The following is a 14,476-nucleotide window of genomic DNA, read 5'->3' as shown; positions in this document are numbered from 1 at the left end:
GCGCGGAAGAAAGCTCGGTTCTGCCATCACGCCCCCTCCCGCGGTTGGCTTGGGCCGGGAGTGACTCAATGTCACTCCCGGCTAGGCCAACCGCCCTCCCCCGCACGCGGGGGAGGGAGCCCAATCTCTGTTTCCAAACTTATGAGTCATCGCGCTAGTGTCCCGAGTCAGATGAGGGACTTGGAGTTCGCGCGAAAGTCGAGTCCCTCAGCCCTGCCCCTCTCCCGGAGGGAGAGGGGATTTCTCGTTAAGTTAGTAGCATTCGCCTTAACACGCCTACAACTTAAAGACGAAGGTCGCGCCGAAGAAGCGGGGCGGGGCCTCGATGGCAACGATCGAGGGGCCAGAGCTGATGCCGCCGCTCATGTAGTACTCCTCGAACAGATTGTTTGCCCACAGCGAGACGTTCCACTTGTCGCCCGGAGCAAAATAGGTCGTCCTCAGGTTCACCACAGTGTAGGCGTCGTCGCCGATTCCGCCCGAGCCTACCGACTCGCTCGTGTCGAAGAATACGCCGCTGTTGTAACTGACATTCACGCTCGATCCGATACGACCTGCGCCCGCGGGGATTTCGTGACGCAGCCCTAAAAGCGCCATCGCTTTAGGTGCACCCGCAATGGTGTTCCCCGATGCCTCGATGGCTGGAAAGTCGCTGTTGGCCGGCACGCTGAAGCGATCGTAGGTGCGATCGAACAAATAGGTGATGCCACCGTTGACGGAGAAGCTTTCGGTCAGGATACCGTCGAACTCCATTTCCGCGCCGCGGATCGTGGCTTTTTGGCCGGCGACCAGGTTGGTGAGGCCGGTGGCACCATTGACCGTCTGCGCATGGATGTTTTCGTAGCCATAGTCGAAGACGGCGCCATTGAGGCGAAGGCGTCCATTCGCCAGCATCGACTTGATACCCACTTCGTTGGCCACCAGGGTTTCAGGCTCCACCACGTCGCCGGCCGGATTCTGAACGTTCAGCGTGCCGCTGACGAAACCCTTGGAATGGCTGATGTACGCCATGTTTTTGCCGAAATGCGTGTCGAGCACCACTCGGTATGTCGGCTCGTTCCAGGTCTTCTCCTTGTCCGGCACAGGGACGTCCGAGAAGCCGATGGCGGTGAAGAAAGCCCCGTCGCGATTGTCCGATAGGCTGAATTTCTCCCAGGTATCACGCACTCCAGCGGTAAGATTGATGCGATCGGTTACGGCGTAGACAACTTCGCCGAACGCCGCATAGGACTCGGACTTCCAATCCGAATCACCCAGCGGATGGTCAGCGTCCGGCGACAGCAGTGCCTGGCCGGTAGGAGACAGCGCGGGCGCCAGAGCCCCCCATATCCGCGACTTGCTGCTGCCTTCATTGAAGTACTGCAGTCCAACCAGCCAGCTCAACGGCCCTGCGGTTTGCGAATGCAGCCGGAACTCCTGGCTGAACGTCTTCGAAGGCCAGTCCACCGCGAAACCCGCCAGCGGGATTGGCAATGCATACACCTCGGTATCGGCACGGAGATAGTTGTCGAGATAGCCGCTGATCGAGATCAGGTACATGTCGTCGAAGTCGATCCTGCTCGTGAGATTGACGGTCGTATCATGACCATCGCGGTAACCCCATGGCGCATAGGTCTGCCATTTCTTCGACGGCAGCGCGGCGATCAGGCCATCGCGCACCTCCTGGGGAATCGGCGCCTCGGGCGTACCGGCAAAGAAGGCATTGATGACCGCCTCGCCATTGAACTGCCGATAGCTGAACGCGCTGGTATCGTCGAAGGTCCGATAGGAGGCGGACAAAACGAATTCGCTATTCTCGGTGGGAGCATAGGTGAGCTTGCCGTTGATCGTCTTTTCGTTTTCGCTGTTGACGTCATCCGTGGTGCTCGCCCCGCCGAAGTAGGTCTGGCTGGCAAGGTTGTCGACATAGCCGTCACGGCTGACCACTGCACCCGTCAGACTCGCGGCGAGCTTATCGGCGATCCCGCCCGCGATCGTGCCGCTGATCCGGTTTTGGCCGAAATTGCCGGTCGTCGCGCTGAATTTTCCGCTGACCGGATCACCCGGCTTCGGCGTCGCCGTTGTAATGGTGATCGCTCCGCCGGTTGCGTTGCGGCCATACAGCGTCGACTGCGGCCCTTTCAGCACTTCAATCTGTTGCACGTTGTCGAGCGTGAACGCCAGTGCGCCCGAACGCGGCGTGTACAAACCGTCGACGTAGATGGCGACGCTGGAAGAAGTTGCCGCCCCGGCATTGAAAGCGCCGACCCCGCGAATAAATGGCAGTAGCAAGGAATTGGCGTTGTTGATGACCAGCCCAGGCACCGCCTGCGACAGGGCTTCGACTGAACGCACGCCGGAGCTCTCGAGGTTGTCCGCCGTGATGGCGGTGACGGCCAAGGGCACGTCCTGCAAGCGCTGCTCGCGTTTCTGGGCCGTCACGATGACTTCTTCGACCCTTAGTCCGTCGTCGGCAGCTGCCGCCGCTGCCGCAGCTTCGGCACGCATCGGCTTCTGCGCCGCTTCCGGAGATGCCGGAGCGGGGGCGCCCGGAGCTTCGGCCGGACCAGCGGATTCGTCAGTCGTGGGGGACGGCGGCGGCGCGAGCTGATCCTGCGCCGACGATGGCGCTGCCAGCAAGGCAATCGCGACGGAAAATGCGGTCCTGAACAACCTCTGCTTGACTCGATCCATGGGTTCTCCTCCCAGTTTTTCTAGATGTCAACGGCACGAAGTCGTGCGTGACTCCGACAAAATGTATACGCTTTAATATATATTAACAACTAGTTCATTCATACTAATACATCAGTCGAACCAGCATCGAGATATGAGGGAAAGTTCATGAGAATCGAAGCCGTTGCAATCGATGAATATCCGATCACCGAGATCCCCTCCACAGCGCAGTGGAGCGAGAACTACGCGCTGATGTTCGGCGATCCGATCAGTCGAACATCCGTCTACTACAGCATCGGCCGCTGCCTCGCCGACCCCACAATCTGGCGCGAACTGATCGGTTTCGTGTTGCCGGATCGCAAAGTACTGTTCTCCAAGAACTATGCTCGCGGCGGCTCGGCGACCGGCCCTGGAGGTGGCCTGTCCAGGCTTGATGTACTGGTGCCTGCACGCAAGCTACGGCTGAGCTTTGAAGGGCCGGTAACCGAAAGCACGCAAGAAGAGTTGATCGACCGCGGCTATCGCGACGGCCCCAAGGGTTTTTGCAAGGCCGAGGTGATCTTCGATGCGCGCATGCCGATATGGAACATGAAGGGTGACTCTCGCGAGGCCGGCACGATCGCCGGATCGATGCATATCGAACAGATCGGTACGGCGAATGGCGTGATCCGGTTCGGCGGCAATACCTACCCGCTGACCGATGGTTACGCCGTCCGCGATCACAGCCGTGGTGTTCGCGACGTTTCGCAATACCGGATGCATGGCTGGATCAACGGCAGCTTCGATGATGGCCGTGCATTCGCGGTCTATGCGATGCAACTCCAGGGCTCCGATACTTTTGGCATGTCCAACGCCGCGGTGTTCAAGAACGGTGAACAATATCCGGCGGAGCTGCTGCGCACCGATATGGCGGTCGGCACCGAGGACCCGGGACGGCTGCATACCCTGGTGCTGGGCAGCGCACTCGGCGAGATGGAGATATCCGTCGTCGAAGTGCTTACCAGCTTTGCGAACAGCATGGTCAGACCTTTCGACATGTGCCCCGGCAAACTGGACCACACCAGTTCGGCGTTCATGCTGGATCAACTGGTGAGGTTCGAGTGCGATGGCCACAAGGGTGTCGGCTGGACTGAGCGCGGACTCGCCCGGCAGGCCTTGACGTGAGCACCGGATCCGCAGCAAGCATCGGCGGCGACGCTCGGCACTGGGACATACTGTCAGAACCGCCGGTCTCGCGGTTTCTGAACGTGATCCGCCACGAGTTGGAGACGGTCGTCGCGCCCGATCTGCGCTCCGAACGCGGCCGCAGCGTCGTTGCGATGATGCAATCGGTACTCGATCACCTCATCGTCCGACTGGATGGTCTTGAACCACTGCGCAGCTCGCTGGATCAGGCCTCGGCGGCGGCGCTGCAGGCACTGCAGGCCATTCTCGAAGCCACCGCGCCGACGATGCCCCTTCGCGACCTGCCGGCCGGGAACGCGCTCGAGAACACGATCGCCGAGTTGATGCGGCGCCTGCCTGATCTGCCCGAGTCCTCGCGCCGCGCCGCTTGGGAAGTGGTTCGCAGCGTCACCACCTCTGAGCGTGCCTTGCATGACGCAGTCGAGCGGCAGGAGCAGGCGGTGACAGCAGCCACGGCGGCGCTAGCCCCGCCAGCGCTCGTACCTGCCGAGCTTCAGGTTTATCTGAACGCACGCGCTCCCGCCGGCAGCGCCATCGAAGTGGACAGCATTACGACGCCGCTGGGCGGCTACTCGAAGGATACGTTCATCGTCAGCCTGCGGGGTGCCGGCCGGCCGGCCGACGGAATCGTCATCCGCTGCGATGTACCAAACGGCCCCCTCGAAGGCTCGGTGCGCGGCGAGTTCGCCGTCATCGAGGCCATGTTCGAAGCCGGCGTTCCGGTCGCCGAGCCGCTGTGGCTGGAGGCGGATTCCGCTGCGATGGGACGGCCGTTCATCGTCGTCCGTCAGGTGCCCGGCGAGCAGCTTCTGGACATGAAGCTCGATGTCGTCGGCAAAGGCGCCGTGGACTGCGTGCGCCAGCTCGCGCGCGTGCTGGCGCAGATTCACCGCGTCGATCCGAAAACTGCGGGGCTTGGCGACGCAGAACTCAGCCAGCCGGCAAGCGCCCCCATTTTGCGTCTGCTCGACCAGTTCGAAGCGCAATGGCATCGCCGGCGAATGGGCCCCAGCTCCACGATCGCCGCCGGCCTGGCCTGGATGAGAAACAATATTCCCGGCACATTGCCGAGCCCGCGCATCGTCCATGGCGACGCCACCTTGCGCAACATGTTGTTCGCCGACGGGCGGGTCACGGCGATGCTCGACTGGGAAACCTGGCATCTCGGCGACCCGGGCGAAGACTTGGCTTATTGCCGCAGCGAGGTCGAGCGCTTCATGCCCTGGGATGAATTCGTCGCCGAATACAGCGCGGGCGGCGGCGTCCGTCCGAGCCCGGAAAGCGAGCGCTATTGGGGCATGTGGATGTATCTGCGCGGCGCCATCACCAGCGTCACGATGATGGACCGGTTGATGCTCCAGCCTCCAGCGGACATCCGCCCGGCGTTCGGCGGGCCGCACTTCACGCGCTTCTGCATTCGCAAAGTGGCGGATTATCTGCAGACCGTCTGATCGGCAGCATCGACCACAGGAAATCGTTTCCGCCTATTTTTTCCGTGGTTTCGCTACCGCTTTCCGGGTTCCAGGCAGGGATTCTGCCGGTGGTTCGATCGAGCGGATAAAACCGGCCATGCTCGCCTTGAACGCCCGGCAGGCCTGGTCCGCATTCCGCGCGCGTAGCGATCGAGTCACCTCGGCGTATATCGAGGCCGACATTGCGAGGTCGGAGAACTGGATCGCATCGAAGACATGCCGGCTGTAGTGATGGAAGTGCACGCGGCGATTCATATCCTGCAGATAAGCGTTATCAGAGCCTTCGATGATCGTCTCGTGATAGCGGACCATGGCAGCCAGCAGGCCGCGGCCGTCCTTTGCCACGATATTGCGTTTGATATCGGCCGCCTGCACGGTCAATTCCTTGACGATCTGCGCATGTGCCGGGCCTGACGCCACCTCGTCGATCCCGACGCACAGCAAGCCCACCAGCACCTTGAGCATCTCCGCAACCTGCCGCGGACTGATCGTGCGGATTCGGGCACCGCGATTGGGTATCAGCTCGACGATGCCGTCACCCGCCAGAATCCGCAGGGCCTCGCGGATCGGCATGCGTCCCACGCCCAGCTCGCTGATCAGATCGGACTCTATCAGGCGCTGGCCGGGAGCCAGCTGACCTGAGCCGATGAGACGATCGATGTAATCCACAGCGCTGGTAACCAGGTCGGTAGTACGCAATTTTCGAGATCGTTCAGAAATTTTTTTCATGTTGCTCGTTAAGTCGGGCAGCGACTTTGCACCGTGAGCATACCCGACCAAGCTGGCGGGCCGCCAAACATTGACGCGCTGTTGCTCCCATGATTCTATATACAAAATCGTAGACATAAACGATGTGTTTCACGAGGAGCGACAGTGCACTTTCCCACCGAACCGATCGTCACGACGGTCATCCAGGCGCTCGACGAGATCGTTGCGCCCAGCGTGCGCTCGGAGGAAGCCAAGATCGCGGTCGATCTGTGCCTGAGACTGCTGCGGCTGATCGGCGCGGAAGCACGGCAGCCCCCCGATCTTCAAACCCAGCGCGATCGGAAGGGGGTCGCGATCCTTCAGTCGCTGGAACCCCTGGGTGTAGCCGGCGCCACGGCGCAGGCGGGGGATACGCGCCTGCGTTTGGAAACTGCGTTTACCGAAATGCTGCAGCGACGCAGCAGCGACGCGTCGCTGCGCACACGGCAGGCGGACGCCTTCGAGACGCTGCTAAACGAGGAGAAGCGTTTTTTGGTGGCGCTCGATCCGGAAGCCGCCGACGGGATCGCTTCGGTTTACCAGCGCGGACACTTGTCGCGCGATGCTGCCAGCGCGGTACCCGAACCGGCCGTCCACAGGTTCACCGCCGATCTGCTGCAGTCCTATTTCCGCAGCCACGGCGATAGCGGGGAGCAGGTCACGGTCGAGCATCTGCACCTGGTCTCCGGTGGTTTCAACAAGGAAACCCTGCTCGTCGACGTGGTCCGCGGCGCAACGACCGAAGCGCTGGTGATCCGGCGCGATCTTCCGGTGGCCGCAACCGACATGTCGGTCGTCGACGAGTTTCCACTGCTGCGCGCGGTCTTCGAAGCCGGCCTCAAGGTTGCGGAACCGCTGTGGCTCGAAACCAGCCGGCAAGTGATCGGCCAGCCGTTCCTGGTGGCGCGCAAAGTCGCCGGCAACACCGACATCGCTGGCTGGAGAAACCGGGCCGAGTGCCTTGCCATGTTCGCCGACGACCTGGCGGCGCAACTGGCTCTACTCCACCGCGTCGACGTCGGCTCACTGCTGCCTGCCGACGCGCCGATCTGCCCCCCGGTGCCAGAACTGGTCGGGACGGAAATCGAGCGCTGGTGGTCGCTATACCGGCGGCGGCGCGAGCCGGATGAATCCAGCCCGCTATTTGCCTCCGAACATGCCTGGCTGCTGGCGAATATTCCGGGCGACGACACCCGTCCGGTCATCGTTCATGCCGACATCGGCTTTCACAACCTGTTGACCGTGGACGGCCGCATTGAGGCCATCCTCGATTGGGAGTTCGCCCACCTCGGCGACCCGCAGGAAGATCTGAACTACATTCGACCGTTCCTGGAGCCGCTGGGTATCTGGGAAGCATTCGTAGCGGGCTACCGTGAGCATGGCGGCTGCGCCTATCGCGAAGACCAGGCAGGCTTTTGGGCGGTGTGGCAGAGCTTCCGCAACGGGCTGGGCTGCGTCGGCGCGCTGGCGGCCTTCCGCAGCGGTCGCTGCGTCAGCCCCGACGCGGCGCTGAAGCTGGCCGTGGCCGGCCTGAATTTCGGGCCGCGCTATGCGGTCGAGGCGGCCGAACAGGTTCTGAAGGAACTGCGCCGACGATCGGCAACGCCCGCTGCAAGCAGCGGCGTGCTCCCGTCATGAACGACGACCAGGCAGGCAAGCTGCTGCACATCATCATCCGGGATATCGCGACCGTGCTGTCACCGGAGCTGAGCTCGCCCAGGGCGCAGTTCACCGCAGGTGCGGTGACGAGCTTGCTGCAGGCGATTGCGGCAGCCGGTACCGAGCCCAACATCTCGAATACCCGCACCGAAGGCGCAGGCGCCGATCTGGCCGCGTTGCTCGCAGTCGCCGAAGCACGGCGCGGCCACGATGCCGCAGGCGACCGCGACAGCGCCTACTCGGAATCCGGCTCCGGCCTGCAGCGCAGCGTGGCGGCAGCGTCCGGAACACTGCCACCGATACAGGCGGATGAACTGATCGCCTATCTGAAGGCGCGCAATGCAAATGACCACTGGCCGGATCGGGCAGAGATCCGGCAAGTGGCCGGCGGCTTTTCCAAACAGACCTTTCTGGTGGAGCTATCCGGCGCCGGACATCCGGCTCAATCGATCGTGCTGCGCCGGGACCTGCCGTTCGCGCCGCTGCGCTCTTCGGTGACCGACGAGTACCGAATCCTGAAAGCCGTCGGCGAGCGCGGCCTCGCAGTCCCCCGTGTGCTGTGGTGCGAAGCCGATGCCGGTGCGCTCGGCGCAGCGACGCTGGCCGTTGAACGCGTCGCCGGAACCTGCGATGCCACGACCTGGTCGGCCGACCCCGCAATCGCCGCTGGCGTCATCCGTCAGACCGCGCAGTTGCTGGCGTCCCTGCATCAACTGCCGGTCGATGAACTGCCGGCGACGGTCTCACGCGTCCCCGGCGCCGTCGGCACGACGCCGCCGGAAATGGTCGCGGATATTCAAAGCTACTGGAATCAGGTTCGCTTCGAACCCAACGCGCTGGTCGATGGCTTATTCGACTGGCTCCACGCTCACGCACCTGCAGGCTTCGTGCGTCGCGCCCTGGTGCATGGTGACTTCGGCTTCCACAATCTGCTGATCGCGGATGGCCGGATCCAGGCCCTGCTCGACTGGGAGTTCGTGCACGTCGGCGACGCGGCGGAAGACCTGGCCTATGCCCGGCCCTTCGTCGAAAAGCTGGTGGCCTGGGATGACTTCCGCGCGCTGTACCGGCAGTACGGAGGCGTTGACGTCGACGCCGGAACGATGCGCTTCTACGCCGTACTCGGCACCTTGCGAGTCGCGATCGGCTGCTTCGCAATCCTCGACGAGCTTTACCGCGGAGATGCCCGTCTCGATTCAAAACTGGTCTACGTCGGCCACAGCTTCGGCGAACAGTTCGCCATCGACGCAGCCCGAACGGCGCTGTCGCCGTCGGACTAATCCGCCGAATCATCGACGAATCATCCGGCCAACTGCGCGGCCACCTTGTCCAGGAACACGTTGTGGTAGTGGGTCGTGGCGAACATCAGGGGCAATTCGGGATGTTCGCTCCAATGGCTTCCATAGCCGGATTGCGCCGCAAACACGACGACGCGCAGGTTGGACAGCACGCTGTAGAAGCTCTCGTACTCCGGGCGGTATTCGACTCCGCCGTGGCGATAGTAAATCTCCAGAAACTCGCTCCAGGGCAGCGCCTGATCGACCCAGGTGCGACAGTAGGCCAGGTCCTCCACCGGATCCCCCATGTGGCTGAGCTCCCAGTCGAGCATGACGCTTACCCTGCCCGCATCCATCATCAGGTTGTGCAACCCGGCGTCGCCGTGAACGATGCAGGGTCGCCCCGCCGACGGCGGCAGATTCGCGCGCAGCCAGGCGAAGGCGGCCGACATCGTCGGCGAAGGCTGGTGAGTGCGGCTGAACCAGCCCCGCTCGTAGGCTTCGACCTGCCGCCGTACGCAGTCGGCCATGGACAGGTCGGCATCGAAGAAACTCCTGGGCAGGTTCATGGCGCTGGCGTCGAGCCGATGCAGACGCCCCAGCACCTCGGCGAGCGCTCGGGCCGCATTCTCCTGCCCACCACCCATGTCGAGTCCATGAACGTTGGAGAACGCCGTTTCGCCAGCCGCTTTGGGAGCGATGAAGAACGCCTCACCGAAGACCGAGCGATCAGCCTCCACCAGCAGCGGCCGGGGCACCGGCATGCTCTGCGCATGAAGCGCCCGCAGCAATGGAACCTCGTCGGCGACCGAGCCAGCGACAGGCCCCAAGGCGATATCACGACGCATCACCAGCGGCATCGCATTCCCGTCTGCCTGCGCATCGATGATGAAAGTCTCCTTGGAAAATCCACCGAGCAGCTTGTGGACTTTCGTAACCTGCACACTGCCGAAACCGGGCAGCTTGGTTGCCAGATACGGCCTCAGCCGCTCCGGCGTCACATCCAGCAGCGCGGCACGCTCGGATGAATGCTGCAGCGACGGCGCTTCACGCTCTGCGCTGGATCGTGCGGCAAGATGATTGCGTTCCGCCGTCACGGCGCGGCGGCACCATGGGTCGGTCAATCCAGCACCGGTGTCGCTCACGGAATGGGCGGCGATCCGGGCCGACAGATCGGCAACCGCCGCGGTCACGCGACGATTGCGTTCGAAAGCACCGCCCTCGCCCGGATCGAACGCGGCACCGGCTTCGCTCAGCAGTGCCTGCTGCTGGCGAGTCCACTCGTCGAGCAGGTCCGGCAGCTGCGTTTCGCGTAGCGCCAGATGACGCAGCAACTGCGCGAGCATGCCGGCGGTCGAACGGGCGCGGTCGGACTGCAGCTCGGGCACCAGCACTTGCTCGAGTTCCCGCAGGATGAGCTTGAGCGCGCGCGCCAGGCCCGGCTGCATTCCTTGCGGAACGGAAAAGCTGGCTTCGTGTTGCAAGCTCAGTTCGATCTCTCCTTAGAACACTAAAAACAAGCGACGTCAGTTGCGGCGTGCCGCCGCGCTCAGCCGCGGATCGTCCGGCGCGATGGCCAAGGACTTGAGGCTGGGAATGGGGACCTCGCGGCTGGGACAGGCGTAGGCTGTCCCCTTGCCGCAAATCTCCATGCGCAGATACGAGGGAAGTTCGGGATAGCTGTCCGCCTTGAGCGCAAACCAGGTATAGGGAACGAAGAAGCCGAAGAACACCAGAATGTGGACGGCGCCAACCAGGGCCAGCCATGACAGGAGCTTCTTGGCCGGTGCCGGCAGCCTTAAGCTCTGTACGCCCTTCTCGACAAACGAGCGTCCGTGATCATCACGGAAATAGCGCAGCGCGGTCATGCCTAAGCACACCGTCGCGATGCCCGATGACTCATACAGCGGGAACTGATACGGCGTACCCGCCCACAGCGTCAGCGAGTGGTAGGAACCGCCGTACGCGAAAATGCCGGTGCGGCACAGCAGAGACTCGAACACCAGGTCGAAGACAAAGAACACCACGAGCAGCAGGGCCAGATGGCCGAGTACGCTCATGGATGGAAACCACTTCTTGCTGTTCCTCAGGAACCAGCAGCCGATCACCGACATTGCGAAGAAAGTAAAGAAGAACAGCGAGCCCATCATGAACACCGGCTCGGCAAAATTCTCCTGCCTCGGCGACTCCCAGCCGGGCAGGTGCGGAGCCCAGGACGACCAGTTGACCATCAGCGCGTTGTAGCTGAAGGTGAAGTTGAAATAGTTGTCCACCGGGTCCTGCAGCCAGATGGTGAAGCAGGCCAGCATGAACATTCCGTCCCACGACAGCTTGCGGTCACGCAGCACGGGCCTGGCAATGAACAGCCAGCCGTAGACCAGAGCGCCGAGACTGAAGCCGACCTGCAGAAAAATGATCCATGCCCACAGTATCGGCGACGCTGCGTCGGCGCCCGTGGGCGCGGGCTTGAAGCCCGGTGAGCCGATCCATTGGACCGCGCAGGAAATCGCGATCAATACGACGATCAGGCCGATGCAAGCCCACCACAGCACAGGGGCTCCCGGCTTCCCTGCTATCGACGCGGCTTCCGCCTGCGCGCGACTCCGAGTTGCTGCCACCATCTCCAATTCCTCCAGTGCCTTGGAATATCGACCAAGGTGCGTGCCATGCACGAATTTAAATACGCGCCCACTTGCATCGATTTATCAATGTCCTAGTATAGTCACACTATTGTTATAGTATAAAGCACCTATTACCGTATCGTCAGAATCGCCGGCACAGGCGAGCCGCTGCAGAGTGCGGCGACGGTATCGATCGGCATTCCGGCTCATGCCGATGGCCGATGCCGCGTTACAAGAATGCAGGAGGAGAAGATGCGATCGATCGAGTTCATGCGGCGACGGAAACACCCATTTCGCGTATTGCCTACGGGATTTCGTTCCATCGGGTCTGGTCGGATGCGTCCGCGGCTGCCCCTGAATTCGATTCCGCTGTTCAGCGCCGTCTACGCACCGCCGGTCAATTGCGGCCTGCGCATCAACTGGGATTTCTGAGTTCCTGCCGTTCCCAACCACTTCCGCTACGCCGGCCGCGCGTAGCTCATCAGGAGAGTTTCGATGTCCGACGATCAATCGTTCTTGCACCACCAGGCCGCCCTTGGATTCGGGCCCTATGGTCCGGAGGACGAACTGCTGCACCCGGCCGCGAAGAACGACATTCAGCACGATGCGCTGACCGAAACCCAATACTTCGGTTTCAGCGTGCCCGAAGCCCGGATCCACGGCTTTTCCTACTTATGGCACCACCCCAACCTGGGGACCTTGAGCAGCGGCGTCGCCGCCTGGCAGGGCATCAAGCCGCATCACCTGGCGGCGGAGCTTTACGATTTCCGCATGTTCATGAGCGAGCAGACGATCGCCGCCGGCATCGATCATTACAAAACCGATGTCGGCTATCAGGTGGACGTGATCGAGCCGTTCAAACTGATCCGCATCCGCTACGAGGACGCAAGCCGGGGCAATGCTCTCGACATCAGCTATACCGCGCTGACACCGCCGGCGATGCTGCCGAATCGCAAGCATTTCGAGCAGACGATGAAGACCAAGGGCTTTCTGAGCCTGCGCGGCAAACGCTACGAGGTCGACGGCTACAACGTCCGCGATCGCTCCTGGGGCGAAGCACGTCGCGAAGAGCCGACGCCATTTCCACCGATCGCCTGGCTCACCGGTGTGTTCGGCGAGGACTTCTCGTTCAACTGCACGCTGACCGATCATCCCCGGCGCTCGCCGGAATGGCTGGGGCTGTATCAGGTTCCCGACGAGCAGGTTCTGAAGGGCGGCTGGATCTACCGCAACGGCGAACACAAGCGCGTGGTCGAAGGCATCAAGCTGACCAGGCGCGATCCGCTCAGCCTGTGCCCGCTGTCGCACGAGCTGGAACTGGTCGATCAGGACGGCGAACGCCTGCGCATCACCGGCACCGTCGAATCGTCCAGCCCCTCGGGCTTCTGGCCAAACGTCAGCATCCACATCGGCCTGGTGCGCTGGCAGTGCGAGAACCGCGTCGGCTGGGGAGATTCGCAGGAATGCCAGTGGACGGACTTCGTTCACCGCATGAATTCACGCCGCTGATCGCCGATGACCACGAACACACGGCGGGCTGCCGTCATCGGCGCCGGCATCTCCGGGATGACGGCAGCCTACCGCCTGCAGCTGGCGGGCTTCGACGTCCGGGTTTTCGAAGCGTCCGATCGTGCAGGCGGACGCGTGAGCACGCTGCGCAGGAACGGCTATCTGATGGAGCAAGGCGCAGACCTGTTCACGCACGGCTATACGCGCTATCTCCAGCTAGCGGAAGAACTCGGCCTGACGCAGCAAATTGTCAAGATTCCCTCGCTCATGGGCACGCTGAGGGACGGCCGCATCGAGACCATGGACAGCGCAAGCCCATGGTCCATGGCCACCACGCGGGCGCTGTCACTTTCGGCCAAGCTGCGCATGATCTCCGGCATGCGCAAGCTCAAGCCGCTGCTGGCCGGCATGAACCCGGCGTTCATGCATGAGCACGCGCACCTGGACCACGAGCATTCGACGGCGGAAGCGTTCGGCCTGCGCCACTTCGGCGCCGAGGTAACCGATTATGTGATCGATCCGCTCTCGCGAATGCTCGGCGGCGCCAGCGCGGGCTACGCCTCCCCGCTCAACCTGCTCTCCGAACTGGTGCTCGCCGGTGGCGGTGCCATGTACAGCTTCCGCGACGGCCAGTCGACCCTGACCGACGCACTGGCGGCGAAACTCGACGTCCGGCTCCGCAGCCGCGCAACGGCGGTCGTGGAGGACGCGGATGGCGTGCAGGTCAGCGTCGAGGACTCCACCGGTGCTCGATCCACCGAGCGTTTCGACGTGGCGGTGATTGCGGTTCCTTATCATCAGGCTATCGAGATCTACGGCTATCTCAAGCAAATCTCCGCCGGCCTGAAAGCACAGCTGCGCTTCATCAAGATGATCAAGATCTATCTTGGCTATCGCGCGCGGACTCATCTGGGTGCCTATATCGTGCAGGTGCCTCGAGTCGAAGACGCGGAGCTGATGCTGATCTTCCTGGACCATAACAAGGCGCCCCATCGCGCACCGGCCGGGCATAGCCTGCTGCAACTCGCGTCCGACACGCAGGCCACTGAAAAAATGCTCGACTGGCCCGACGCGGAACTCGAGCAATGGGCCAGGGCCAGAGCCGAAAAGCTGTTTCCGGAGCTGTCGGGCTCGTTCGAGTTCTCGCAGGTCGCACGCTGGCCGCGCATGTCCAATTACAACGGACCGGGCTATTTCAAGCATGTCGCCGAAATCATCGAGCACCTGCCTGCGTCGGCGCGGGTGCAGATCGCCGGCGATCTGTTCACCAAGACCAACCAGGAGGGCGCGATGGTCTGGGGCGAACGCGCCGCCGGAAACCTCGCGCATCACTATGGACACCGAAAGAACTGAG

Annotated in this window: 11 protein-coding genes; 7 read left to right on the top strand and 4 right to left on the bottom strand. The window is 62.6% G+C overall.

The genetic code is table 11. From position 1 onward, the window contains the following. Positions 1–276: 276 nt before the first annotated feature. A complete protein-coding gene (locus JWQ90_RS20120) occupies positions 277–2,673 on the bottom strand; it encodes a TonB-dependent receptor plug domain-containing protein (protein ID WP_299696810.1) in 2,397 nt (798 codons plus the stop codon). A 147-nt stretch (positions 2,674–2,820) separates the two neighbouring features. Here JWQ90_RS20120 and JWQ90_RS20115 point away from each other — a divergent pair, with 147 nt between their 5' ends. Together JWQ90_RS20115 and JWQ90_RS20110 are read left to right on the top strand one after the other, a co-directional pair. Continuing rightward, positions 2,821–3,816, top strand: coding sequence for a hypothetical protein (locus JWQ90_RS20115; RefSeq protein ID WP_299696809.1), 996 nt, complete (start codon positions 2,821–2,823; stop codon positions 3,814–3,816). Next, positions 3,813–5,288: a phosphotransferase family protein gene (locus JWQ90_RS20110; RefSeq protein WP_299696808.1), complete on the top strand. Its 1,476-nt coding sequence runs from the start codon at positions 3,813–3,815 to the stop codon at positions 5,286–5,288. Before JWQ90_RS20115 ends, JWQ90_RS20110 begins: the two co-directional genes overlap by 4 nt. A gap of 33 nt (positions 5,289–5,321) precedes the next feature. On the opposite strand, the gene JWQ90_RS20105 is transcribed toward JWQ90_RS20110, so the two are convergent. Beyond that, positions 5,322–6,038 (bottom strand): GntR family transcriptional regulator, encoded by a 717-nt coding sequence (locus tag JWQ90_RS20105; protein WP_299696807.1) that lies wholly within the window; start codon positions 6,036–6,038, stop codon positions 5,322–5,324. A 144-nt stretch (positions 6,039–6,182) separates the two neighbouring features. Between JWQ90_RS20105 and JWQ90_RS20100 the strand changes: the two genes are divergently transcribed. Together JWQ90_RS20100 and JWQ90_RS20095 are read left to right on the top strand one after the other, a co-directional pair. Beyond that, positions 6,183–7,694: a phosphotransferase family protein gene (locus tag JWQ90_RS20100; RefSeq protein ID WP_299696806.1), complete on the top strand. Its 1,512-nt coding sequence runs from the start codon at positions 6,183–6,185 to the stop codon at positions 7,692–7,694. Continuing rightward, on the top strand, positions 7,691–8,995 hold the full coding sequence (locus tag JWQ90_RS20095) for a phosphotransferase family protein (RefSeq protein WP_299696805.1): 1,305 nt from the start codon (positions 7,691–7,693) through the stop codon (positions 8,993–8,995). Before JWQ90_RS20100 ends, JWQ90_RS20095 begins: the two co-directional genes overlap by 4 nt. Before the next feature lie 20 nt (positions 8,996–9,015). Here JWQ90_RS20095 and JWQ90_RS20090 read toward each other — a convergent pair whose 3' ends face one another. Both JWQ90_RS20090 and JWQ90_RS20085 read right to left on the bottom strand, forming a co-directional pair. After that, positions 9,016–10,476 carry a phosphotransferase family protein gene (locus JWQ90_RS20090; RefSeq protein ID WP_299696804.1) on the bottom strand — a complete coding sequence of 487 codons (1,461 nt, stop codon included), beginning with the start codon at positions 10,474–10,476 and terminating at the stop codon, positions 9,016–9,018. Between the two features lie 42 nt (positions 10,477–10,518). Continuing rightward, positions 10,519–11,613 carry a spirocyclase AveC family protein gene (locus JWQ90_RS20085; protein WP_299696803.1) on the bottom strand — a complete coding sequence of 365 codons (1,095 nt, stop codon included), beginning with the start codon at positions 11,611–11,613 and terminating at the stop codon, positions 10,519–10,521. 252 nt (positions 11,614–11,865) lie between these two features. On the opposite strand from JWQ90_RS20085, the gene JWQ90_RS20080 reads away from it, so the two are divergent. The 3 genes from JWQ90_RS20080 to JWQ90_RS20070 all read left to right on the top strand — a co-directional run bounded on the left by JWQ90_RS20080 (position 11,866) and on the right by JWQ90_RS20070 (position 14,475). After that, positions 11,866–12,045, top strand: a complete 180-nt coding sequence (locus tag JWQ90_RS20080) for a hypothetical protein (RefSeq protein ID WP_299696802.1) — start codon at positions 11,866–11,868, stop codon at positions 12,043–12,045. Between the two features lie 63 nt (positions 12,046–12,108). After that, positions 12,109–13,122, top strand: coding sequence for a hypothetical protein (locus JWQ90_RS20075; protein ID WP_299696801.1), 1,014 nt, complete (start codon positions 12,109–12,111; stop codon positions 13,120–13,122). A 6-nt stretch (positions 13,123–13,128) separates the two neighbouring features. Next, positions 13,129–14,475 carry an FAD-dependent oxidoreductase gene (locus JWQ90_RS20070; protein ID WP_299696800.1) on the top strand — a complete coding sequence of 449 codons (1,347 nt, stop codon included), beginning with the start codon at positions 13,129–13,131 and terminating at the stop codon, positions 14,473–14,475. Position 14,476: the final 1 nt, after the last annotated feature.

It is taken from the genome of Hydrocarboniphaga sp. (genome assembly GCF_028291725.1).
GTDB lineage: Bacteria > Pseudomonadota > Gammaproteobacteria > Nevskiales > Nevskiaceae > Hydrocarboniphaga.
Note: the sequence above shows the minus strand (reverse complement) of the source record. Positions and strands in the feature narration are given on the sequence as shown.